The organism is Sphingobium sp. BHU LFT2 (assembly GCF_018604485.1).
Lineage (GTDB): Bacteria > Pseudomonadota > Alphaproteobacteria > Sphingomonadales > Sphingomonadaceae > Sphingobium > Sphingobium yanoikuyae_A.
Window position 1 is genome coordinate 44,411 of record NZ_JAFCGW010000008.1, and the last position, 22,800, is coordinate 67,210.

Below are 22,800 nucleotides of genomic sequence, written 5' to 3' on the forward strand. Positions count from 1 at the left end.
GGCTGACCGCCGCCACGTCTATCCGAGCGCCCGTCGACGCAGCCCATTGGGGCTCCAGCTTCAGGCCAAGGACCTCGACGGAGCCTGCAAAGGCAATATCATGCTTCAGGGCCTGGGCAGGATCGAGCTTCCAGCCGTGCCCCGGAGGTAAAAAGACCTCGCACCGCATATCATATTGTCCACTCAGACCTGCCGCACAATGCGCCATGCTACCCTTCGAGATTGTTGCTGAGAGATAACGTCCGGAACTGCAAAATATCCAAGCGATTGCGCGTAAAAGATTCGTCGATGCAACCAACGCGATTGGGACAAGCATCAGACACCAATAACGCTGAACGTCAGTGCAGCGATACGCCATCTGAACGGACGACGAGGACATCGCGCCAACGCAATATTGCACTGCATTCTTGTAGACGCTCACTTCATCAGGCTCAGTTCATGCTAAACCGCAATCAAAGCGTAAGGCCGGCCAAATTTTTCTGAAACGACAAATTGCGCGCAATTATACACAGGGACGCCGCGCGGGGTCTTACCCTCGAACGCACCGCGGTGCGCATGCCCATGGACAGCAAAGCGGACATTATCGAACCGGTCGATGGCGTCGGCAAGCCGGGAAGAACCGAGAAACGGAAATATCTCAGGCGGCTCGCCCACGACCGTCTCAGAGATAGGGGAATAATGCAGAACAGCCACAACGCGGTCGGTTCTTAGCGTGCGAAGGGCATTCTCCAGCTTGCGCGCCTCATTGATCGACTCTTCAACGAAGCCCTTGATTGCCGGTTCGCCAAATGCGCCCAATTCGCCGCGACCAAAGCCCCCCACGAAGCCCTTAACCCCGGCGAACCCAACACCTTTTATTTCGACAGCCTGCTCATCCAGAACCGTGACCCCGGCGCTTTGAAGAATACGGGTCACCTCGTCTGGCTGACCGCATTCAAAGTCATGATTTCCAAGCACCGCGACGGCCGGGATCCTACATGCCTGTAAATCTTCTGCCAATATTTCCGCCTCGCGCCTTTTGCCAAAATTGGTCAGATCGCCACACAGCGCAAGAATATCGGCCTTGTCGGAGATTTCCGCGAACATTTCGCGATATCGATGTTCCGACGTCTCGCTTACATGAAGGTCGCCGATCGCGGCTACGGTAAGTCTCCCGGCCGGCACCGCATCACTTGTTTCGGTCATGGCTTTCCTCCAGTCCTTTCCCGACAACATCAGCAAATCCCCAATCGGTGATGTCGACCAGATAATCGCGTGGAGAGAGCAATCTTCCACGACAAACCCGAATTTTGGGGACAGGAAGCTCCGCCCGGGTTTCCAGCCTGCCAAGAAGCTCTTCGAACAGCCAGAGCGGAATGCAGTGCCGTTCGGTTGGATAGACGAAGCGGAAGTGGAGCAAATGGATCAACAGCAATTCCCAATGCAGTTCCATCGCGTCCAGCATGCGCTGCCAATCGATGGTCTCGTGCTGCTTGAGGATCATGTGCGCGACATCTGCGCCGTCATAGCGATAGCGATCCTGGATGAAGAGCTTGGAGAGGATGAATTCAGTGGGCGGTGTGATGCGGACACGGGTTCCGTAGACCTCGGCGTAGAATTCGTCGCGAAACCATTCTTCGGTCACCGGCAGGCTGGCCGACGAGATATTGTAGATCACATCGAAGAAATTGCCATCCTTCCAAACCTTCCCGATCCAGCGCTCGTCCTCGAATTCGACGTCATGGCCCAGATGACGGAAGTGGGCCAGGATCCGTGGCGCATCGCCTGCCTTGCAGAAGACATCCAAATCCTTGGTCGGGCGAGATATCCCCGTATGACAGCCTAAAGCGTAAGTACCTGAAAGCATAAAGGGGATGCCCGAGGCGACCAGCTCTGCGAGACTATTAGCATAAAACTGCCTTGCTTCCGGCGGTGGGTCAAACGCGGCGGGATCACACGTCATGGTAACATCTTTGTCAGCATAGAGCGGGTAACCAGCGGGCCGACTATCCGTTCCGATATGTACTGCCCGATGCAGGCGAAGCTGCGCCGGTCTGACAGAAATCCCGGCAGCCAAGCAGGTTGCCGCCAATGGTACAGCCAATCGCTTCCGTCCTAACCCTTCTCACCATGCCGAAAGCCGCTTGAGCGCCGCCTACCTTGCCCTCTCGCTAATTCTTCCGGGTCATACAGAGGTGACACCAATGCGAGGTTAGGGTCGACACAGAGCTATTGAGCGATCTTTCCGCGACTTGGGACGGGAGGCCGGCAGCAGCATTTCTTTAGGGAGCTTCTGCGAATGTCTTGGCTCAGCCGCGCTGCGTGTCTGCACGTCAGCGATTCAACCAAATATGGCAATGACATGTTGGACGGTGGGCCAGGCGCTGGAGCGTTCGCGAACGCAGCTGGACCGATAGCAGCGGCACGGCTTGACGGCCCTTCTGACTTAGATTTGATCTCACTCCAACAGCCAGGCTTCCGCCGCGAAAGCGGATTGAAAGAATTGCACATTAGCACGCGTGGTGAGGCGCTGTGCCTGTAGGCGGGCAAGGGTGGAACCGCAAATAAAAGCCAGTTTGCGCGAACGCGTCGTCGGAGAGGCCATGAAGTCTGCAAAAGCAATCACGATATCCTGAGCCTGAATGGCCATTTCTCGAATATCGGCAAGTGTCAGATGACCGTAGCCGTCAAGTTGCCCCAGCCCCTCGCGATAGGCATGGGCGAAACTAGCGACGTCCTGTTGGGTGAAAAAGCCAGCCAGCTTTACCCTCATCAAATTATTGTGCCGGTCCGGCACGATCGTGAATTCCGCGCGCATTGGAACACTCCTCCCACCAAAACGCGCGGACGTGATGGGAGTTCAAAACGACCCTTTGGAATATTGTTGAGCCGCAGCGGCCTGACGTTTCAGTTATTTTGCAAGGCGTTTCGCGTGGGAAAAGCTATTGTGCTTTGGCTTATCGGCATGCTGATCCGCGTCATCATCCTGCTGTGGCTTGTATTCCATTGATGCGCTAACAGCATGCCCATTTTATCATACGTTTGCTAATGCTCGGCTCTACTTAGAAGACCAATTTAAACTTGCCTATGCTATCTGGTTTATTTCCTTCGTTTCAAACCACTCGACGAAAACCGATCTCTATAACCACGAGCAGCCTACCGCGCTTTGAGGCAAGTGGCGTAGGCGCTTTGCGTTGATGGATTCGGCATCGGAGCGCATCCTTGCCACTCGCGGCATTCCATCACTAATCGGGCAGACGCATGCCGTCCCAGGCGAACAGGCCGCCACTGTCAGCATGGGTGAGGCGATCGACCACACCGAGCAGCTTTTCAGCCGCATAGTCTGGCGTAAAAAGCTTGTCCGATGGAACACCGCGTCGGAATGGCGCGGAAAGGTTGCTTTCGACGGTACCGGGGTGCAACGCCGCGACGATGGCTTGGGGATGTGTTCGCCTCATTTCGATCGCGAAATTGCGTATCATCATATTTAGGGCGGCCTTGCTTGCGCGATAGGCGTGCCATCCCCCCAGACGGTTGTCACCGATGGAGCCGACTTTTGCTGAAAGAACGGCGAAAACACAGCGTCCCTGTCTTGGAAGTCGGGGCATCACATGTTTGGCGATGAGCGCTGGACCGATCGCATTTACTGCATAAAGCCGCGCCAACGTTGCGCCATCAAGTGCCCGCAAGGTTTTCTCAGGAACGATGTTTGACGCTTGATCGTGCAATAAGCCGGTGCATACGAGCACCAGCCCAATTGGTTGGGGAAGGGCTGCAGCAGCTTCAGCAATCGACGCTTCGTCGTCGAGGTCGAAACGAAAGGGCCTGCAACCAGCCACCGGGAGGATCACAGCCCGCGACCCGGCCATGACCGCGCTGAAACGCCCATTTTTGGCCAGGCTTGCTGCCATCGATCCCCCGATTGCTCCGCTTGAGCCAAACACCGCAGCGGTCATGTTTCCAGTGCCGTCTCCACCCGCTCTATCTTCCATGCCTGAAATCTCCCTCTAACCTCGCGCCATTTTCACCCATTGTTCCGATCATTTTTTCAGCCAGTCGTACGCCCGAAAGCCAGGCCCCTTCTACCGTCGGCTCGGTGCACCAGTCGCCGCATGCTCCCAGCCCTAGCGCGGGATTCCAGATGACATTGCCCGATTGTCCGCGTGGCCTTGAATAGCGCCACCTATGAGCCTTGATGAATGAGGGCTCTGGGAGATCGATGCTGATTTCTGCGGCGAAAGCCTCGAGCAACAGCGGCGCCACTTCGGCGGGCGACAACTCCAAATGATCGCGCGACCACTGCCCGTTGGCATGAAGGATCCAACATTCCTCTTCGCCTCTTGCTGGCTTGGAGCGGTTGCTGGCGACAAGGGAGAAGATTCCCCAATCCGACATCAAATGCGTGGCAACAGGGAGTGGGCGGGCAAATTCGACCATAACGGCCCAGCAGGGCGAAGACCGGACAGATGCTGCGTCGCGCGCGGCGTCAAGATCATGGAGGGAAAGAAGCGGAGCGGCCTGTTCGGCCGGAACGGCGACGACCAATGCATCAAAAGATCCTATGCGGCCGGCGTGGCTTTCGAGCATCCACCCGTAACCCTTCCTGACAAGCGACCGGGCTTGGAAACCGAACATGATTTCATGCCCCCTGCTCTGCTCGGCAATGAGACTTGCCATCGACGTGACGCCCACCCATGCGTTCGGGGGGCCTAAATCCCAGCGCGCCACCCAGCCGGCCCTTTGCCAGTTCATGACTTGGGCGCGGAACTGGGGATCGCAAGCCGTAAAAAAGGGTGCCCCCAGGTCCCAGGACGAATTCCCGATCGTAACGGTAGTTAGGCGCCCCCCTGGGCGGCGCCCCTTGTCGACCAGTATGATATCGCCGATGGAGCGCAGCCGCTCGGCACAGGCTAGACCAGCAACGCCTGCGCCCACAATCCCGATCCGCGGTCTCATATTTCTTGACCCTCCCTCGAAGCGAAAAAATTCTGGATGTTACTAGGGTCCCGATCGAGGCAACCGAACATCTTGCCGATCAGCATGCTCGAGGATTTTCCATCATGCCCGACGCAATAATTCTTCCACATGCGCGGCAGCGGGTCGCGCATATCGAGAATAAAGCCGCGATCAGCCTCTGATGGGATCGTGTGGGCGGTGCAGCTTGCTTCACCGCTCTGATGATAGGGCAACACCCCCGCAAATATGAGTTTCATCATGTTTCTGACAGCTTCACCGCCAGCCCAACACCAGCGGATGCGTCATAACGTTCTAGGCTTTTCGACAGGTCTCTGCGATATGGCCTAACGGGAAGGGAAGCACAGTGCCAAAGACAATGGATCCAAACTCCCTCATCACCAACAGCCGAGTTGCCGCCGTGGTCAGCGATCCCCGCATGGCGGACAATCCGATCGTTGCCTGTAATGAGGCCTTCATCGAGTTGACGGGCTATTCGAGGGAGGAGGTGATCGGCCGTAACTGCCGGTTCCTGCGGGGGGCCCGAACCGAAAGAATGCAGGCGGCGATGCTTCGCGATGCCATCGCACAGGTTCGCCCGACGATGGTTGAGCTGATCAACTATCGCAAGGACGGCACGGCCTTTCGTAACGCCGTGATGGTCGCCCCCTTGTTCAACGGCGACGGTGAAATCGAATTCTTCCTCGGCTCACAAATGGCCATAGACGATACGCAGGCCAATCGCCATCAGCAGGCAAGTGCTCGTATTGAAAGGCTCAGCCGGCGGCAACTCCAGATACTTCAAGCGCTAGCGCAAGGACGCCTCAACAAGCAGATCTCCTTCGAACTTGGCGTGACCGAACGGACCATCAAGATGCACCGTGCCGCACTGTTGCGCGCTTTAGAAGTGCGCACGGTGGCGGAAGCGATCCGGGTCGCCATCGAGGCCGGCTTTTAGCACGTTCGTTGGGCAGCGAAACGGGTCAGTTCAAGGAGACCTGCGGCACTGTCACCAAATGACTCAAGCAGAGTCTTGCAGGACGCAAGAAGACGCTCCGCCTCCCTAGCTGCCGCTTCGGATCCCAGCACCAAGATGGCATTTTTCCGTTTGTTGGCGGCATCCTTACGCAGAGCCTTGCCGACTGCTCGCTCATCGCCAGCTGCGTCCAGGAAGTCGTCTTGCAACTGGAACAGCAGGCCGAGATTTTCCGCAAAGGATCGGAGTTGTGCCCGACGGCGCGCATCTGTTCGACCTAGCAGGATGCCGGCTTCGACGGCAAAGCGTACGAGTGCGCCCGTCTTCCCGGAGAGGCAGGCGATCAATTCCTCTCGAGTTATGTTTTCGCTAGGGTAAAGATCCATCATTTGGCCGCCTGCAAGCCCGTCCTGCCCCATCGTCTGCGCAAGGCGTAGCACCAATTGAGTACGTACTTCCGCTTCGGGATGTGTCCTTGGATCGGCCAGTATCTCGAACGCGAGGGCAAGCAAGGCGTCGCCAGCCAGTACCGCAGTAGCCTCGTCGAAGCGCCGATGCAGGGTCGGCCTGCCCCGCCGCAAATCGTCGTTGTCCATGCAGGGGAGGTCGTCGTGAACGAGGGACTGGGCATGAACACATTCGATTGCAGCAGCCGCGCGCAGCGCCATCTGCCTCGACCCGCCAAGCATATGGGTAACCGTAACGGTAAGAGCAGCGCGAAACCGTTTGCCACCCCCGGTCGCCGCATAGCGCATGGCATCGGCAAGCCGCATGCTGCGCGAAGGAGAATGACCGATCGCTTCGAGTATGGCCTCGTCTACGTCTTTGTGAATGTCGGCCGCGAACAACAACGAAGTAGACGGCTTGCGGTCATCCAGCGCAACCGATACCGGCCGGAACTTCATCGCTTCCTCGGCCCCCGCCATTTCGTTGAATGCGAAGCCTTGTTCGCGCAGCCAACCGCACACTTCTTCGATCACCTCGTCAGGGGCCGACGCTGCCGCGCTAAGGCCAACTACGGAGGCGCCGGCTGGAAAGCATCGCGGCAAGTCGTCCGCCCCTTCCACCAGAATTGCTTGGGGGCAGCCGGCCGCTACCGCAGTTTCTACCAATCGGCGCGCGTTAGAGGACGTGGTATCGCCAACGATCAGCATGACATCGCATTGCGCTGCGATCGCGGCAACAGCGGTCTGGCGGTTTGTTGTCGCATAGCAGATGTCACTTGAGCGCGGACCGACACAGTCAGAAAAACGGGCCTTGATCGCCTCGATCACTGTCGCCGCCTCGCCTACGGAGAAGGTGGTCTGAACAGCGTAGGCGACCGGCGTCAAGGCAGCAAGTTGCAGCGCGTCCACGTCGGCCACATTACCCACCACGAAGATTTCTCTGCGGGGGATCTGGCCGATCGTTCCGATGATTTCCGGATGGTCGACGTGTCCTATAAGAATTACACGGCGACCTTGCAGGTGCCACTGAACCACTTCTGAATGCACTTTGGCGACCAGGGGACAAATCGCATCGACGACACGTAGATTGGCTTGCTGGGCTTCCGACTTCACGATTGCAGCGCTACCATGTGCAGATAGTATCGTGACAGCCCCCTCAGGTATTTCGCTTACTTCCTGAACGAAGACTGCGCCGCGCTGCTCAAGGCTCTCGACCACCCGGCGATTATGCACGATCGCGCGTCGAACATACACCGGAGCGCCATAGGCTTCCAATGCATCTTCAACAGCCCTGATCGCGCGCCGCACTCCTGCACAAAAACCACGCGGATTGGCAAGCAGCACAGATTTCCCCCCAACCGAGAGAGCATCATCGATATTTGGGTTTGGTGCATGCATCCTGATCTATCCTATCGCGCTGACATCTTGGCGACTTTTCCCGTTTTTTCCACCCTCCCCTTTGGACAGGTGGCGATCTGACGAGGATATTATACGCAACAGGACCATTCCGATCCTCTATAATGGCGAATTAGTTTATGCCCTCCAAACCGTCCGCTATCGTTATTGGGTCTGGTTTTGGAGGACTGGCACTGGCGATACGTCTGCAGAGCGCGGGTATCGAGACCACCGTGATCGAAGCGCGAGACCGGGCAGGCGGCCGGGCCTATCATTGGGAGCGAGAAGGGTACATTTTCGATGCCGGTCCAACCGTAATTACAGACCCTTCCTGTCTGGAGGAACTTTGGTCTCTGTCGGAAAGCGCAATGGACAAGGACGTGACGTTGCGGGCGGTGGACCCATTTTATCGCCTTGTCTGGAACGATGGTACACAGTTCGATTACTCAAACGATGATAGCCGGCTGGAAGCGGAAATTCGCAAGCTCGACCCTCGCGATGTCGATGGCTACCGCCGTTTCCTGGACTATTCGCGCGCAGTATATGAGGAAGGCTATGTGAAGTTAGGGGCGGTCCCGTTTCTCAATTTTAGAAGCATGCTCAAGGCAGCGCCGGCACTGGCGCGCTACAAGGCGTGGCGCTCGGTCTATGCAACGGTTGCCTCCTTTGTGCGCAGCGAGAAGCTGCGGCAAATATTGTCATTCCACACTTTGCTGGTAGGCGGCAATCCTATGGAGACAAGCGGCATTTATGCTCTCATCCACAATCTCGAGAAAACTGGCGGGGTGTGGTGTGCAGTGGGCGGCACCAACGCACTTATTGATGGGCTTGTAACCTTGTTTGGCCGGCTTGGCGGAAAGCTTTTGCTGAACGAAAAAGTCGAAACGATCACTTACGAAGGCCGCTATGTCACGGGCGTAATTACCCAGTCAGGAATGCAATTAGCTTCTGATCAGGTCGCCAGTAACGGTGACATAGTGAACACCTACGGAATGATCACACACTCGCCTGAAGCAATTCGTAAGTTTAAATCTCTAAAATCCAAGAGATTCTCCCCCAGCTTGTTCGTTGTGCATTTCGGGTTGGACGGTACATTCCCCGATATCGCGCATCATTCAATTCTATTTTCCGATCGCTACGGCCCATTGCTTGAAGATATTTACAAGAAAGGTCGCCTTCCCGAGGATCCTTCGATCTACCTGCACAATCCCGGCGCCAGCGATGCGACGGTCGCCCCACCGGGCAAATCAGCATTCTATGCCTTGGCTCCCGTGCCACACCTCGGCGTTGCACCGATCGACTGGTCCAAGGAAGGGGAACGTTACCGCAAAATTGTCATTGAGCGCATCCGCGCCCTGCTAATCCCCGACATTGAAGATCGCATTGAAGTCTGCTTCCACTATACGCCGCGAGACTTTGAGAGCGATCTCGGCGCTCATCTAGGTAGCGCCTTCAGCTTGGAGCCGACACTGACACAAAGCGCCTGGTTCCGTGCCCACAACCGCGACGATCATTTCGAGAATCTCTTTTTTGTTGGAGCAGGCACTCATCCTGGCGCGGGCATCCCCGGAGTGGTGGGAAGCGCGAAAGCGACAGCAGGATTGATGATTTAGCTGACTGGCTGCGGCACATCATCAGAACACAGGAAATCCCGTCTTCTGGACAATCGCTCCGCAAGGAATCTTTGAAGTCGGAGAGGTTAACGATCGAAATCGCGAAAGAAAAGGACCTGTATCTTTTTACCCGGACGCGTCTTTTCATCCTTCTAGAACTTTGCTTGATCGTGGCTGATATAACTTATCTAAGGAAGCAATAAAGCAGTCTCAATCGCAAGGTTACGTCCGAAAAAGCAATAATTTGAACGAGCACATTCGCTTTCCCGATCGGGAAAAAGCAGCTTGCCAGTCACCAGAATCCGCCTTACTTTCCCGATCGGGAAACGAGGCGATCTTTATGCACGAAAATCTATTGGAGGACGCTGCATCCTACTCACGGCGGTTCGGCGCGATGATCCGCCGTGAACGTGAGGCTCATGGCTTACGACTCGAGGACTTATCCGCGGCAACGGGGGTTGGTATCCGTTTTCTCCATGACCTGGAGACAGGCAAACCTACATGCCAGATCGGTCGATCCCTTGTGGTCGCAGCAGCTATCGGTCTCGACGCGATCAAGCTGCTTGAACTGGCATCAGAACCACATGATGGACAGGGCAGTTCGCGATGATTGCGCTCTTTGTATTTTTCGGAAGTCGACATGTCGGGGATGTGGTTCACGAGAACGGTCCGCGCTTCATTTATGATGAAGTATGGCTCGGTTCACGCGACGCCTTCCCAATCTCCACATCCATGCCACTGCAGACGAAGCGCGTTCCCGCCTAGACGTTGCTGCCTTGGGCGGCGAATCTGCTGCCGGAGGCAGAGCAATTAACGATGGTGGGGCGCCAACTTGGCATCGCACCTGGTGACATTCTCGGTATGCTATCCGCTATCGGCCGGGATACTGCCGGCGCGCTCTCGTTCGGCACACCAGGATTAACCAGCGAAAAATTCTGGAAACCGATCAGGGACGAGACTGATCTTGAACGCATCATTGAGGAATTGCCGCAAAAGCCATTCCTAGCTGGCGACGACGGGGTATCCATGTCCCTGGCGGGCGTCCAAACCAAACTTGCCTTGGCGCAGGATGTCAATGGCACCCTTCATGTCCCTCTGGAAGGTGCACCATCGACGCATATCCTCAAACCCGATAGTGATCGGCTTGTTGGGAGCGTCCAGAATGAGGCCTTTTGCCTTACATTGGCTCGCCTGTGCGGGCTCACCGTCCCTGCCATAACAACTGGCAAAGCAGGCAAGCGCCAATATTTTCTGATCGAGCGATATGATCGCGTGCAGCGCGATGACGAATGGGTTCGCCTTCATCAAGAGGACTTCTGCCAGGCACTGGGCCGCTACCCGAGCGAAAAATACGAACGAAAAAGCAGTGGCCGAGGGCCCACGATCGTAGATATGGTTGGCATCTTGCGGAAGCATGGCCTCGCTCCTGACGCTCTGTCCATGATTGATTATGTGGCCTTCAACATACTTGTTTGCAACACCGATGCGCATGCCAAGAACTATTCGCTAATGGTCCAGCCGGGAATGGCTAGGCTTGCCCCCCTCTACGATGTGATGTGCGCAGATCCTTATGATGGGATAACTCGAAACCTCGCCCAAACAATTGCCGGCGAGAGTCGAGGTGATCATATCAAGCAGCGCCACTGGGTGAGGATGCTCGGAGCGGGCAAATTTCAACCCAGGCTGATGCTGCGCCGCATACACCGTCTGGCAACTTCAGTACTTGGCAATCTTGAGAAGGCGCTTGCCCAGGTCGACGCTATGCCAGCTGGAGGCCACGCGATCATGCCAGCCGTTATGCGTGCGGTTGAGCGACGGTCCCGTGCAGTTCTCGCAGGTCTTGAAGAGCTATGAGCATGGAGAAACGCACCTCGTGCAACAACTCCACAATGCAAACAGTCTGGCTTCCGTCGACTTTCGACCGACTCAAGCCGCTCTGGCATGACAGCGATAACGTCAGGTTACGCCAGAACCTGGTAGGGTCGTCTAATCGCTGCCAGTTTTGCAAGCAGATATTGAGCTAATCGTATGCCGGGTTCAGGGTCGTCTTCGCGGTCAGCATGAGTTGCCGCATGTTGGGTCTTCGTAGGACGGAACTTTCCAATGTGGACGGCGCATTCGGACAGCGTCCGATGCATCCCATCAGTCGGAATGGTCCAGGCCACGTCCCGGCAGGGACGAGTCCGCTCGTTGGCTGCCTGCCAGCGAAATTGCTATGCTGGGGCGCCGGCGGTCCTGTCAAACAGCTCGTCTGACTTGAGCATGGCATGCATTACGACGGAGAGTTTCCGCGCCACGGCCACTGCGGCCCGTTTGAAGCCGATGCGTTCGCGAAGCTTGAGACCCCAGTCTCGTAAGGCACTCTCAGCCGAGCTGCGGGTCAGGATGACGCACGCCGCTTCATACAGAAGGGCTCGTACTTGGTGGTCGCCGCGCCTGGAGATATGTCCGTCGTAATCCACCCGTCATGGAGATTAGCACGATCGGCCTCAATTTGGCCAAGAACGTTTTTCAGGTTCACGGTATCAGCGCGACCGGTGAGGTCGTCATTCGCAAGGCGCTGCGACGATCGCAGATGCTACCGTTCTTCGAGAAGCTGCCGCCGTGCCTGGCAGGCGCCGAGTCTTGCGGGACGTCGCACCACTGGGCGCGCGCACTGACCAAGCTGGGTCATGAGGTTCGGCTGATGCCCGCGGGTTACGTGAAGCCTCACGTAAAGCGCGGAAAGAACGACGCCGCCGATGCTAGGGCAATCTGCGAAGCGGTTACACGTCAGACGATGCGGTTCGTGCCCATCAAGTCGCGTGAGCAGCAGGCGGCGTTGTCGCTGCATCGCGTTCGCCAGCTGTTGATCAAACAGCGCACGCAGCTGGTCAACATGATGCACAGCTTGCTCGCAGAACTGGGCGTCGCCATCCCGGTCGGGATCGTGAAGGCACTGCAGATGGCGCGGGAAATCGTCGACGGCGACTCAAAGATCGATCTGCCGACCGAGGCGACCAACGTCGTTGCCATGTTGGCAGGGCAACGGCTCCAGCTTCACGCCCAGTTACAAGCTCGACCTGCGTCTCGCCGCTCTGCAGCGGAGCGACGAGCGGGCCCGGCGTCTGGCGACGATCCTTGGTATCGGGCCGGTCGGCGCGACCGCACTCGCCGCGTCGGTAACCGGTCCAAGCCAGTTCTCGTCAGGGCGCCAATTCGCCGCCTGGCTAGGGCTGACCCCGCGACAGAGTTCGAGTGGTGGCAAGGAACGCTCGGGGCGCATTACCAAGATGGCCGACCGATATCTGCGGCAGCTCCTGGTTGTCGGCGCAACCGCGCTCGTCCGATACGCCAAGGAGAAACCCAGCACGGTCGATCCGCGCTTCGTCGCATTGCTCGCAGAAAGCCCGCGCGTGTCGCCTCGGTCGCCATCGCCAACAAGATGGCGCGGATTGCATGGGCGGTCATGGCGCGCGGCGGCGTCTTCGAACGCGGGCATGCGCCGATGCTGGCGGCAGCATAGATTAAGAGTCTAGCTGAGGACATCAGCTTCACGAGGTTGTGAGAGCGAAGGATGTGATGGCAAAACCGGCCGGACCGGGAACAAGGACAACCCAAGGAATGTCATAGGCGTAATAGCGTGCAAACCCGATCGGACCTTGTTCGCGAACCCCATCAGGGCCAGCAGTCTGCACCGACTGCATCAACAGGCCGGACAGACGACTGCACCCGACAGAACGTCAGATCATCACCTTATGCTTGCAACGCGGAGCCATCCACAGACGACATTCCGAAATCAGCCAGCTCCGGCCGGAAAGCGGCCTCCGCTTTGGCACGTCTCTCTCCAAGAAGGGCAGCCAGCGGTCTTCCGACACCCTTACTTCATGCGGCTAAGCAATCGCCCTGCGGCACCATGCTCAGCAGCCAGATTGCGATTATAAGCGAGCGGCATTTTGGGCGAGCGCCAGCGCAGCGCGTCCATGATGCCGGCGAGATCTTCGCCGCTGGCAAAAAGGTCGTTGGTGATCCCGACGCGTGTCGAATGCGCGCTGATCCCCTTGTGCCAATGGACAAATTCCTCCGGCGTCAGGTCGGGCAGAAGCCCCTGCTCCCAGGCCCCTTTCAAGCGCGCCTTGAAAATCTGGGTGACCGCCTGGGGCCGCAGCGCTTGGGTTCCTACCGTCACCACGGTCCTAGGATCAATGCCAGTGCGACGGGGTTCCGGATCGCGGTCCGCGCCCAGGGCAAGACCGAGATGGCGTTCCGCTGCGCGGCGCCGTTCGCGCGCCTGCACCGCGCGCGGGTCTGCCGGTTTCAGGCGCTTGATGAAGAGGCGGCGGAAGATCGGCCCCGTCGTTACTTCAGGAACATCGGTGAGCCCCGCCAACACCGACAGCCAGGCCTGCAGCGCGAGCACGCTGCGCTCGGACAGAAAGGCGGTAGCCCCCTTCCCCTCCTGGTCACCCTTGTGCCGCGGTATGGCGAGCAGCCGGCTATGCGGATCACTGGCCGCCAGTATGTGGGCAAGCTCGATCGCCACTAGTTCGGAGGCGCGCAGCCCCGTATCATAGGCGATCGAGAGCAGAGCGAAGTCCCTCAGCCCTTTTTCATCGGCGCCACATGCCTTCAGCAGTGCCTGGAGGCTGACGCCGCGCGCCGGTTCCTGGACCGGGTCGCGCACAGCGCCCTTGAACCGAAGGGGCCGCGCCTGTGTCTGCGCAGTACCGAGGCGCCGGCGCAGCGCCTTCATCTCGAGGCGCACCAGGTCGTCCCTGGTCGGATCGTCGAGCTTGAAGAGCCGATGGAAGGTGGCGATCGCCCAGAGAATGCGCGAGAGGGTTGCAGGCTTGGCCCCCTTACCCCCTTGCCCGTCTGCCCGCGTCCGCAGAAAGGCGATCACCGAGGCTGGCTGTGCCGGCAGCGCGCTGACTCCCTGCCGCCGGCAGGCCTCGCCGAAGCCGCGCATGTCGGCGAGCAGGCCGCGCACCGTGTTGGCCGCGCTTGCGGCGAGCGTCGCCGCGACGAGATCATGGTCGAGTGCGGGCCGCCCTGTGGTCGGAAGATAGACGAGTACCGTCTCGAACCGCTCAAGCAGGGTCCGCGCCTGCCCGGCCTCGCGCGATGCGCGACGCGCGGCCATCTCCTGCTTGCGCGCGCCATAGGCCCAGCGCTGGCCCGGCGCCGGCAGCACAAAGGGGGCGGGAGTCTTAACAGGGTGCGCGGAAACGACGGGCGATGGGTCTGTCCCCGGCGGCAGGTCATCGCGATCGTCACCTATCGCCGGAAGAGTGGCCTTAGCCGCCTCCCCCGCCAGTGCATCATCTGCGTCCGCCAACGGCGCGCGATCGGCCGCATTGTCCGGGTCGACCGATGCGAGGGGATCCAGCGCGCCTGTATGCGCTTCAACCTCGCGCGCGTGCCCGTCCTCGGGCAACGCCAGAAAGGCGCGCAGCCCGCGCAGCGGCGGCCTCGGCGCATCATTCATTGCTGTTTCTCACCCAGAGCCATCTGCCGCCTTATATAAAGCACCAGATTTTGGATCAATGATAATGGCCCTTGTCAGTTATCCATTTTTTTAAACATCATTTATCGTTTTCTTAACAGCGTTTACAGTTGAATTACGCCTTATAATCGTCCAGCTAATATGGATATTATGACCGATTCCGCACCATGAAAAATGAGCTCCGAATGGAGGCAGAAAGCCATTTGCTCGCCTACGCAAAATCCCATGGCGCGTTGGAGCGCTTGGATGATCGGTACGCCATGTCTCCGGTCGGGCCGGCCTGGCGTGCACGTATGGCCTGGACCGAGCGACATGCTTTGGCCTGGGCGGACAGCTTCGATATCCCACGGGAGGCGCTCGTCTTCGGCAAGGGCGGACGGCTGCAATCCACGCAGTTTGATCTCACCAATTGTAAGGAGGCGATCGGAACGCCAATTAGTCGCAGGGCCATTCTGGAAGACCCGGAACAGCTTCTCACATGGCTTGGCTGGGGTCAGACCGGCGCCGGTCTGCGGTCGCGATGGGACACGCTTGCGGCTATCGAGGACTGGTCGAAAATGTGTGCGGCCCTCCCCCCTGCCCCGCCATTGATCATGGCTGCTCGCCTGTCGTCTCTTTGGCGCCTCCACGCTCCTCTTGGACGCGGGGATATCGTTGCCAGCCTGCTTATCGGCGACCGATGGAGCATGGGTCGCCGACAAGGATCGCAAGGTGGCCTTGTTGCGCTTGGCATGCGACTTAACGGCGGACGATGGAAAGTGGCGACGGCGGAGGAAGCTGAGCATCTGTGGCTCGGCGCTTTACGCGAGGGCGCAAGGGCGCATCTCGAAATTGAAAGCCGATTGCGCGCATTTGCCGTCCGTGCCCGGCACGTCCTCGAACGCCGCCGACGCAACGGTCATCTGGGTGACTTGCTGGCCTTTGCGATGGAGCGTCCGAACATTAATAGCAGCGATGTGGCCCTGCGGACCGGACTCAGCCACGCTGGTGCGATCAAACTTCTTTCCATTGCTGAGGGCGAAGGCCTGCTGATCGAAACGACAGGCCAGGCCAGCTATCGACGGTATGCAATACCACTTAGCGAGCCGGGAAGGACATATTCGGGGACCGAGCCAAGCTCCCGGAGTGGTGACGGCCTATTTACGATCGAATAACGCCAAAAATTGCCTTCGCCAGGAGCGTCCGTGAGAGCCAAAATGAGGGCGAGACGACCCATTTATCGTCAGCGCCTGAAAGGCTCTCCAGCCCCCTTTAAAACGCCCTAGGAGCATTTTCGTGTTTTGTTCTCGCCCCGCTAGCTCCCGGGAACTATTTGCGGTTGGGCTAAGATAGCGATCGGCAACAGTCGCCCTTCCAGGGGCCGCGTGATGTCTTTCTCGGTGCGGGCAGCAGCTGGGGCATAGTGGCCAGAAGAGGTCGTGCACCTGCCTGTGCCTTTACTGGTGGCTTCTGAAGGACCGATCGCACCGTATGGCACCATTATGTTCAAATCCGGCATGTCAACGCTGCCAGACTCGTAGCGGTCGGCTGATAACCAGCGTACGCTCGTTAGTGCCCACATTGCTCGGCCATAGCCACCTAGTTCGTAGTGGCGGATCGGTTGGTTCGGCAAAGTTGAGGCCGTACCGTTCCTACAGGTGTGGAAGGCGGAATAAAAAAGCAATGCGGTTGGCCGATATTGCTGCCATGCGCGGCTACCGACATCGCCAGTGTCTCTACATCCTACATTCTGGCGTCACAGCATCAGAGCCCTACGCCGGGTCTGGGCAGAGGCTAGCAAAGCGAGCTAAGCCTATCATCTGGACCGGCCTGCACGTCTGGCTCATGAGCTTTATTCGCCCTTGGCTCAGTTTCGAAGACACTGGTGCGCGGACGAACCGCTCAGTGTCCGCAGGCTTGTTCACCCTCCCCTACCGAGCTTGCGTGAGAGCTGACCATTGCTCGCAGACACGGTCTTGTCGACATATTTTACCAGTCCTGAGCGCGCGCTACTGGGCACAGCACCATAGGCGGTGGCGGCTCTGTCTTTCAGTGAAACAGCAAATGGCGTTTGGATCGTCATCGTCACGGCGACTGCTTTCTTGTCTCCGTTAGTAGCTGCGCGCAGTGCATTGCGAGCAAAATGATGTGACGATCTAGCCCGCCCTACCCCGGCGATCCGCCGCACGGACTGGCCTATTTGACGGCGGCCAACATGTTTTTGTCAGTCATTCGGCCCATGTTTGGCGGACGGCGCTCGTTAAGTCGGATCTGGCAGCGATCGAGCGGCTCAGCGCCACCCCAAGATATTGATGCCTCCAGGTTTAGCAATCTGCCCACGGACGGGCTGAACTCACGGTTCTACAGATTTTCGGTCTGCCGCTCGCTGCTGCCATCCAGATGCAACTCCCCTCCCCTTTCCCGGGCTGGCGCGACATTTGCTTTGTCGCTGCGGTCGGTGTCGTGGCTAAAGGGCGCGGGGCAATTCTCATTTGATTATTCTCATGAAGGAAGCGCCGCGAGGCGCGCCTTATAGCTTTAGAAGAATCTATAAGAAGTTAGCCGTGCCGGTGAACCCTGGCGAATCGCCGAGTCAGCGCGATTCGCTCATTATGGTCCGTTCCTAAAGTCCCGCTTCTCTGTTCCTGAAGTCCCGCCACCGGCGTTCCTGATACCCCGTAGATGCGTTCCTAAAGTCCCGTAACTCGTTCCTGATATACCGTGCTCGTTCATTAGGAGCCAAATCCCAGGCATGAGTAAAACATGTTTTACTCCCTCATAAGCTACCGAAAACTGGGCGTTTTTGTTCAAGGTCGGTCTGTTCAACTGGCTCTCTCATAGAACCGGCATGGACGCCAAAGGCCCTGGATGCAACAGGCAGCGACGCGGCTGTGGACCTTATACACGGTATTTGGGGAACGTCTTCTCCAACCACGCCGATCGGCGTAGAGCTCCGTCAATGCGCTGTGAAGCAAGGCCGTCGGGAGTTTGGGCCCCTTAGCCTGATATCGACTAACGGGACTTCAGGAACGGCTTATGAGATGCACGACGATTCCCGTTCCTGATATCCCGAAGTCGGTTTGTTGAGAGGAAAATCCGGAGCTCGGGTAAAACATGTTTTACTTTGCGATAACTGCCCGAAAAATGGGCGTTTCCTATGCTTTATAGGGCTATTGAGACGAGCGGATCGTGGGATCGGTACGTGCGCCCGGGCACTTGGCGTCAACGCACCGCTGCGCGGTGAACCGCGGACATCGGTACTGGGAAAACTTCCTCTCCAACGGCAGTGATCGGCGAATATCCCCATCAAATCGACGCTAGGCCAAGGGGCGAGGGCGAATTTGGCCATTTTTGGCTGAGACGGACCAACGGGACTTCAGGAACAGCCGTCTGAGAGAGTTGGCATATAGCATCGAATGTTCGGGATTTCAGGAACGGGGCTTTTAGATATCGCAACGCAGATACGCCATGCACCTGAGCCCCCTCCCCTCCCCTCCCCTCCCCTCCCCTCCCCGCACAAATTTCCTGCAGATGTGGCGCTGGTCACCGCCATCGGGGCGCCGATACGGAGCCGCAAAAAAATGCCCTGGGAAGATCAACTTTCCTAAGATTCCGGTGGGCTGATCTTGCTGTTGCTCTTCCCGTAGGGGAACACTCAGTTCGCTTTTACGGCAATCCGCTGAAGTGTTGCCACGCTGAGTTTCGAGAGTTGGCGCCCTTTTTGTGGTGCCATTGCTGAGCTGTAATCGCGGCACCGCGATCACCCCGGGGCGATGATGGCGCTGGATGCAGGCCGTTCCTGAAGTACCGCATCTAGCCGCCGTAGAGAATGCAGAGCGGGTGAATGTGTCGGGACAGTATAATGATGCTGGCGCAAGGGAGGCTACCGCCTACGTTTGATCATAGGGACGGCACGTGTGGAGAGGGCCGCTATATTGTGAGCCTGATCTAGACGGGGAGGGGAGGGGAAGAGAAGGAGCGATGCCCGCAGTCGCAGGAAACACGCTCATCATATTTGATCAGCGCTCCGCGCGACCAGCCTTGCCTGCTGCGGCGCACCTCCTCGTTTGGCGTTGAGAGACATAGGGCGGCCGGAAACAGGTGAAGACGACCCCTTAGCCAAGCGTTGTTGACCGGATCCAGCACGTCAGGGCAGGGACGGGGGGATAGGTCAGCGCTCCTCGACGCGGTATTTCAGGAACGAGGAACTTTTGATTTTAGAAGATGGATCACAGGCGTCGCAGCAACGACGGCTTCAGGAAGCGGGTCGTTGCTTCGCGCAAAAGGATGCAAAGATAGTTGTGATGTTTCTGGCGTCAAATGCGATGTCTCGGGCGCGCAAGAAGGCGCGGAAATCATCTGCAACGCTATTATGATCGCGCTGGGGCGCGGGCAGGTTAGCGCGCGCTATCGCTCCGAATGCTCCATACCCGATATGGCCTTGATCTGGAAAGCGTATGAGCTCGTCTTTGCCCCTGACGGCCTCCTTAGCTTTAGGAGACGGCGGGCTCGCCGATTTGGTGTCTGGGGAGGAGAGGGCAGGGGCCCTGGCCTCGGAGTCGCGCCTCGCCATGCGGATCATCGGCTCGGCTCCGTCCCTTTGGACAAGGTCGAGGCTATAGCCTGGCAATGCATTTTCCCTGACGATCTTCGCCATTTCAAATTTAAAACGACGATAGTCGCCCTCTGCTCCTGATTTCTCGAAGAGCGTAGGCATACTGATCGAGAAGCCTTCTGAGCCTGCACCACCTGCATGTTTGCGCGCAACACGGTAGAGCCAGCGCTCGCGTCCGCCTGTGAGTGAGAAATAGGCGGGATCGATCGCAAGAACGCCGCCTTCCATCAGGACGCCGTCATAGAACCATTTGGCGAGCGTGATTCGCATACCACGGACCTGGCCGTTCCTGTCTTTGAGCTGGCTATAGCTATCGATCCAGGAAAATGTTGTCTCTACGGCGTCGCCTGACCGGATGTTGGTCTTGACGGTGGTCGATTGAAGCCGATCAAGTGCATTGCCAAGCAGCTCATAGGAGCGTCCGCCCGCATCGCGCTTGAGCGTGGTGAGCATGTCATAAGGGACGATATGGAGCGTCTGGGGGATATCATTCGCGCCCCGTCGCTTGTGCTCGATCAAAACAGAGGCACAGTAGATCAGAATGTCGAGATCGTAAATTGTCGCCAAACCATATTCGGAGTTGGCGCTCACATGAACTGTGACCTTACGATCGGGACTCACATAGTCGATCGGCTTGAGCCGTTTGCGCTTGGAGAGCGAAAAAAAAGGCCGCTCCATGGTCTCGCGCTGATCGCGCATGGGCAGGCTGGTGAGCTGCGGTAGGAACAGATCAACCTGAATTTCGTCTCGGGCATCCTTCCGTGAAGCCATGTGCGTCCCTGAACCCTCTTAGAGTAAAACATGTTTTACTCTCGAATAAGTATCTGAATTAAAACGATAAAATCCTATCGCGATGTGAATTTTGCGCTTTCAATCACAGGCCGCAATGCGGCAAGGATTTCCTCGACATCAAGCCTGGTGCGAGGGTTTATCGTCAGCGTCATACCCTTGGTGCGACTGTCTGTAACAATTTCGCCGAATTCCTCGCCTTTGCTGGTGGCGAGGCTCGAGCGATGGCGAGGCGCGGCCTTAGCCTGCGGGCGAATATTAGCCGCTGCCAAACGCTGGAGGACCTGCGGGCCATCGATCATCGGTTCGCCCGCTGCCCGGCGACGCGCTTGTTCCGCCTTTATGACCGTGGCTTCCGCCATGATGGCGTCGCGCAACGCCGGCTGCTTGAGGAGCGGCGACAACTTCATGCCATGACGCACTTTGAGGTCGGAGAGAGCTGCAAATGCGTCTACCACCTCTTGTGGAAGCTCAGCCAGCTGCAAAAGATTGTGCAGGTTCTGCTTCCCGATAGCGAGCCGCTCAGCCATATGCGCCCGCACGCCACCATAATAGGCGTCGACTGCATGCTGGTAATTGCGGGCCCGCTCGACATCCGATACGTCCTCGCGTTCGCGGTTCTCGATGTCCGCGAGACGGAAGGCGCCTTCATCATCCAGCGTCTCGATACGCGCGATGAGATCGATCTGAGCATGATTATTCGCGCGTAACCAGGCGACCGAGAAATGACGCCTTGTTCCAACGATCAGTTCATAAGGCTTTTCACCATCCTGTGTTCTGCGAATGACAACCGGCTCGCGGTTACCATTCTCCTCCTTGATGGAGTCGATAAGCGAAGCGCAGCGCTCATAACTCAGGCTTGCATAGTCGCGTGCATTGCCCGGCCAAACGGTGCACTCGTCTGGACGGATGCGGATCGTGGGCCGTTTGACAGTCCGCGCAATCTCGTCGAACGCAACGCCGCGCCGCTCGAGAAAGGAGGGCGTTGCTGGCTCAGGTCGCGTAGGCGATGGACTTGCCGGGGCAGGGGCCACCGCCAAGCTATCCTGTTCAGCGACAGGCGCCACAGTATCGAGGCTGTCGATTGCGCTGGCCAAAAGGCTCCGGCGGCGTCCCCCGGCGGTGCTCATGCGGCCTCCGTCAGCCGGTCAGTGCCCAGCTGGGCAAGGCGAGAGGGCCATTGCTTGCAGATATCTTTCTCAAGCTCCTTGAACACCGTGTTGAGATTGTCCCTGCAGCGCGTGTAAGTCTGATGAGACCCGTAAGGCTTGTTGATTTCGTAGATCGAAGACATCGCGATGCCGGCATTCTTGATTTCTTCCGACAGCAGGATTGGGGTCGAAAGCATCTGCCCAGCATAGGTCTTCTCCATGACCTGCAGCATCTGCGCCTCGTTGGTGCGATTAGGCTGAAACATCGTGCACACGACCCTGATGAAGCCATAATCAATCGAACTATCGAACTTTGACACCAGGCTCATTGCCTCGCGGCAGGTCTGCATGAAGTGGATCGTCGAGAGATAGTCGAGCTGGCGGGCAGGCACCGGAATGAGGAGGCCGTCCGCCGCGCTCAGCGTATTAACGCCAAGAAAGCCCATGGCCGGCGGGGGATCAAGAATGATGACGTCATAATCGTGACGAACCTCCTCCAGACCGACGCGCAGCATTCTGAAGGCTCCGGCGATGGCGTGCGGCCCTTCCTCGATAGTGGCGGTCAGCTCCCACTCCGTATCCTGAAGCCCGAGATTGGCCGGACAGATGTCGATGTTAGGCCACGCGGTGCGCTTGATCGTCTTACGGAAGGAATCCGCCTCATCGATGCGCGGCGAGAGATAATTGGAAAGCGTGTGTGTCTCTTCGACCAACTCTTCTAGATTGACATCGAACATGACGCTCATCGAAGCTTGGGGATCGCAGTCGACGACCAGCACCCGGTAGCCCCGCAAAGCCAGATAGTCGGCCAGATGCTTGGACGTGGTCGATTTGCTGACACCGCCCTTAAAATTCTGGACCGCAACCACAACCGCGCGTTCCTCTGGGAGCTTGCCTGCCTTGATGCCGAGAGCCTCGCGGATCGCTATCAAATCCTCGACCGTGTAGAAGCGCCGGCCGTTATTTGCGGTCTTGGGCGCGGGCAGGCGACCGCGCGCCTCCGCCTTTGCCAGTGCCTCAGGAGTGCGTCCGAGGAATTCGGCAGCGACCGATGCGCCCATGGTGATGCTCAGCGTCTTGCGATCAGACGGATCGATGGCCGCTCGGCGCAATACGCTCTTGGCGTTTTCGCACGATGTGATCATGGTGTCCAAAATCTGGCCGGACAACATCGGCACGTCCCCTTGTTACGGTCTCGAATCAGGAGGGTTCGTAAAAAATGTCGAAATTGAACCCCCTATCCCGGACATCTATGTCAAAAAGGCGATGGTTAGTCAAACCTGCTGGCGGGCGGATGATATGCGGGACAGCCGAGCATTCAAGATATCTGTCGGGTACACAGCAGACAGCGGCGACCCGACATTTTTTTCGGCCTACCGCAATATCCCGACTGCAACCAGATGAGGCTTAAGCTTGCCG

General features: G+C 57.9%; 17 protein-coding genes and 4 pseudogenes. 8 read left to right on the forward strand and 13 right to left on the reverse strand.

Features of this window, described 5'->3' with window-relative positions; translation table 11 throughout:
- Positions 1-441: 441 nt before the first annotated feature.
- From JQK15_RS15635 to JQK15_RS15645, 3 genes are all read right to left on the reverse strand, one after another.
- Complete coding sequence (locus tag JQK15_RS15635; RefSeq protein ID WP_214866346.1) at positions 442-1,185, reverse strand: metallophosphoesterase family protein; 744 nt, start codon at positions 1,183-1,185, stop codon at positions 442-444.
- The gene (locus JQK15_RS15640; RefSeq protein WP_214866347.1) at positions 1,169-1,942 is read right to left on the reverse strand and encodes a nucleotidyltransferase family protein; all 774 of its coding nucleotides are present in this window, start codon (positions 1,940-1,942) and stop codon (positions 1,169-1,171) included. Before JQK15_RS15640 ends, JQK15_RS15635 begins: the two co-directional genes overlap by 17 nt.
- 495 nt (positions 1,943-2,437) lie before the next feature.
- Positions 2,438-2,797 (reverse strand): hypothetical protein, encoded by a 360-nt coding sequence (locus JQK15_RS15645; RefSeq protein WP_214866348.1) that lies wholly within the window; start codon positions 2,795-2,797, stop codon positions 2,438-2,440.
- Positions 2,798-2,863: 66 nt separating this feature from the next.
- On the opposite strand from JQK15_RS15645, the gene JQK15_RS27305 reads away from it, so the two are divergent.
- A complete protein-coding gene (locus tag JQK15_RS27305) occupies positions 2,864-2,989 on the forward strand; it encodes a hypothetical protein (protein WP_285236570.1) in 126 nt (41 codons plus the stop codon).
- A gap of 235 nt (positions 2,990-3,224) precedes the next feature.
- Here JQK15_RS27305 and JQK15_RS15650 read toward each other — a convergent pair whose 3' ends face one another.
- The 4 genes and pseudogenes from JQK15_RS15650 to JQK15_RS15660 form a co-directional block, all read right to left on the reverse strand.
- Positions 3,225-3,971, reverse strand: coding sequence for an SDR family NAD(P)-dependent oxidoreductase (locus JQK15_RS15650; protein ID WP_251007777.1), 747 nt, complete (start codon positions 3,969-3,971; stop codon positions 3,225-3,227).
- Positions 3,961-4,707, reverse strand: coding sequence for an NAD(P)/FAD-dependent oxidoreductase (locus JQK15_RS15655; protein WP_353047211.1), 747 nt, complete (start codon positions 4,705-4,707; stop codon positions 3,961-3,963). Before JQK15_RS15655 ends, JQK15_RS15650 begins: the two co-directional genes overlap by 11 nt.
- A 45-nt stretch (positions 4,708-4,752) precedes the next feature.
- Positions 4,753-4,935, reverse strand: a pseudogene (locus JQK15_RS27460) (NAD(P)-binding protein); the annotation flags it as partial.
- On the reverse strand, positions 4,932-5,195 hold the full coding sequence (locus JQK15_RS15660; RefSeq protein ID WP_214866350.1) for a hypothetical protein: 264 nt from the start codon (positions 5,193-5,195) through the stop codon (positions 4,932-4,934). The gene JQK15_RS15660 and the pseudogene JQK15_RS27460, both read right to left, overlap by 4 nt.
- Positions 5,196-5,311: 116 nt before the next feature.
- Here JQK15_RS15660 and JQK15_RS15665 point away from each other — a divergent pair, with 116 nt between their 5' ends.
- Positions 5,312-5,890, forward strand: coding sequence for a PAS domain-containing protein (locus JQK15_RS15665; RefSeq protein WP_214866470.1), 579 nt, complete (start codon positions 5,312-5,314; stop codon positions 5,888-5,890).
- On the opposite strand, the gene ispH is transcribed toward JQK15_RS15665, so the two are convergent.
- A complete protein-coding gene (gene ispH, locus JQK15_RS15670) occupies positions 5,887-7,752 on the reverse strand; it encodes a 4-hydroxy-3-methylbut-2-enyl diphosphate reductase (RefSeq protein ID WP_214866351.1) in 1,866 nt (621 codons plus the stop codon). The genes JQK15_RS15665 and ispH overlap by 4 nt on opposite strands.
- 137 nt (positions 7,753-7,889) lie before the next feature.
- Here ispH and JQK15_RS15675 point away from each other — a divergent pair, with 137 nt between their 5' ends.
- The 4 genes and pseudogenes from JQK15_RS15675 (at position 7,890) to JQK15_RS15685 (ending at position 11,216) form a co-directional block, all read left to right on the forward strand.
- A complete protein-coding gene (locus tag JQK15_RS15675; protein ID WP_214866352.1) occupies positions 7,890-9,362 on the forward strand; it encodes a phytoene desaturase in 1,473 nt (490 codons plus the stop codon).
- A gap of 244 nt (positions 9,363-9,606) precedes the next feature.
- Entirely contained in the window at positions 9,607-9,972 is a 366-nt protein-coding gene (locus JQK15_RS15680; RefSeq protein WP_251007778.1) for a helix-turn-helix domain-containing protein, read from the forward strand.
- Positions 9,969-10,256 (forward strand): annotated as a pseudogene (locus JQK15_RS26900) (HipA N-terminal domain-containing protein); the annotation flags it as partial. The gene JQK15_RS15680 and the pseudogene JQK15_RS26900, both read left to right, overlap by 4 nt.
- 132 nt (positions 10,257-10,388) lie before the next feature.
- Positions 10,389-11,216: a HipA domain-containing protein gene (locus JQK15_RS15685; protein ID WP_251007803.1), complete on the forward strand. Its 828-nt coding sequence runs from the start codon at positions 10,389-10,391 to the stop codon at positions 11,214-11,216.
- Between the two features lie 359 nt (positions 11,217-11,575).
- On the opposite strand, the pseudogene JQK15_RS15690 reads toward JQK15_RS15685, so the two are convergent.
- Positions 11,576-11,824 (reverse strand): annotated as a pseudogene (locus tag JQK15_RS15690) (IS110 family transposase); the annotation flags it as partial.
- A 5-nt stretch (positions 11,825-11,829) separates the two neighbouring features.
- Here JQK15_RS15690 and JQK15_RS15695 point away from each other — a divergent pair.
- Positions 11,830-12,867 (forward strand): annotated as a pseudogene (locus JQK15_RS15695) (IS110 family RNA-guided transposase).
- Positions 12,868-13,221: 354 nt separating this feature from the next.
- Here the strand turns inward: JQK15_RS15695 and JQK15_RS15700 are convergent.
- The gene (locus JQK15_RS15700) at positions 13,222-14,829 is read right to left on the reverse strand and encodes a site-specific integrase (RefSeq protein WP_251007779.1); all 1,608 of its coding nucleotides are present in this window, start codon (positions 14,827-14,829) and stop codon (positions 13,222-13,224) included.
- Positions 14,830-15,032: 203 nt separating this feature from the next.
- On the opposite strand from JQK15_RS15700, the gene JQK15_RS15705 reads away from it, so the two are divergent.
- A complete protein-coding gene (locus JQK15_RS15705; protein ID WP_214866353.1) occupies positions 15,033-16,001 on the forward strand; it encodes a hypothetical protein in 969 nt (322 codons plus the stop codon).
- 3,080 nt (positions 16,002-19,081) lie between these two features.
- Here the strand turns inward: JQK15_RS15705 and JQK15_RS15710 are convergent.
- The 3 genes from JQK15_RS15710 to JQK15_RS15720 all read right to left on the reverse strand — a co-directional run bounded on the left by JQK15_RS15710 (position 19,082) and on the right by JQK15_RS15720 (position 22,553).
- Entirely contained in the window at positions 19,082-20,212 is a 1,131-nt protein-coding gene (locus JQK15_RS15710; protein WP_214866354.1) for a replication initiator protein A, read from the reverse strand.
- A 74-nt stretch (positions 20,213-20,286) separates the two neighbouring features.
- Positions 20,287-21,360 (reverse strand): ParB/RepB/Spo0J family partition protein, encoded by a 1,074-nt coding sequence (locus JQK15_RS15715; RefSeq protein WP_214866355.1) that lies wholly within the window; start codon positions 21,358-21,360, stop codon positions 20,287-20,289.
- Positions 21,357-22,553: an AAA family ATPase gene (locus tag JQK15_RS15720; protein ID WP_214866356.1), complete on the reverse strand. Its 1,197-nt coding sequence runs from the start codon at positions 22,551-22,553 to the stop codon at positions 21,357-21,359. The genes JQK15_RS15715 and JQK15_RS15720 overlap by 4 nt, the downstream gene beginning before the upstream one ends.
- Positions 22,554-22,800 lie beyond the last annotated feature (247 nt).

Excerpts from the sequence above, each read along its gene's own strand:
- JQK15_RS15700 (WP_251007779.1), bottom strand. The coding sequence starts at position 14,829 with ATGAATGATGCGCCGAGGCCGCCGCTGCGCGGGCTGCGCGCCTTTCTG.
- JQK15_RS15645 (WP_214866348.1), bottom strand. The coding sequence starts at position 2,797 with ATGCGCGCGGAATTCACGATCGTGCCGGACCGGCACAATAATTTGATG.
- JQK15_RS15635 (WP_214866346.1), bottom strand. The coding sequence starts at position 1,185 with ATGACCGAAACAAGTGATGCGGTGCCGGCCGGGAGACTTACCGTAGCC.
- ispH (WP_214866351.1), bottom strand. The coding sequence starts at position 7,752 with ATGCATGCACCAAACCCAAATATCGATGATGCTCTCTCGGTTGGGGGG.
- JQK15_RS15640 (WP_214866347.1), bottom strand. The coding sequence starts at position 1,942 with ATGACGTGTGATCCCGCCGCGTTTGACCCACCGCCGGAAGCAAGGCAG.
- JQK15_RS15710 (WP_214866354.1), bottom strand. The coding sequence starts at position 20,212 with ATGGCTTCACGGAAGGATGCCCGAGACGAAATTCAGGTTGATCTGTTC.
- JQK15_RS15665 (WP_214866470.1), top strand. The coding sequence starts at position 5,312 with ATGGATCCAAACTCCCTCATCACCAACAGCCGAGTTGCCGCCGTGGTC.
- JQK15_RS15685 (WP_251007803.1), top strand. The coding sequence starts at position 10,389 with ATGTCCCTGGCGGGCGTCCAAACCAAACTTGCCTTGGCGCAGGATGTC.
- JQK15_RS15660 (WP_214866350.1), bottom strand. The coding sequence starts at position 5,195 with ATGATGAAACTCATATTTGCGGGGGTGTTGCCCTATCATCAGAGCGGT.
- JQK15_RS15715 (WP_214866355.1), bottom strand. The coding sequence starts at position 21,360 with ATGAGCACCGCCGGGGGACGCCGCCGGAGCCTTTTGGCCAGCGCAATC.
- JQK15_RS15650 (WP_251007777.1), bottom strand. The coding sequence starts at position 3,971 with ATGGAAGATAGAGCGGGTGGAGACGGCACTGGAAACATGACCGCTGCG.
- JQK15_RS15705 (WP_214866353.1), top strand. The coding sequence starts at position 15,033 with ATGGAGGCAGAAAGCCATTTGCTCGCCTACGCAAAATCCCATGGCGCG.
- JQK15_RS15675 (WP_214866352.1), top strand. The coding sequence starts at position 7,890 with ATGCCCTCCAAACCGTCCGCTATCGTTATTGGGTCTGGTTTTGGAGGA.
- JQK15_RS15720 (WP_214866356.1), bottom strand. The coding sequence starts at position 22,553 with ATGTTGTCCGGCCAGATTTTGGACACCATGATCACATCGTGCGAAAAC.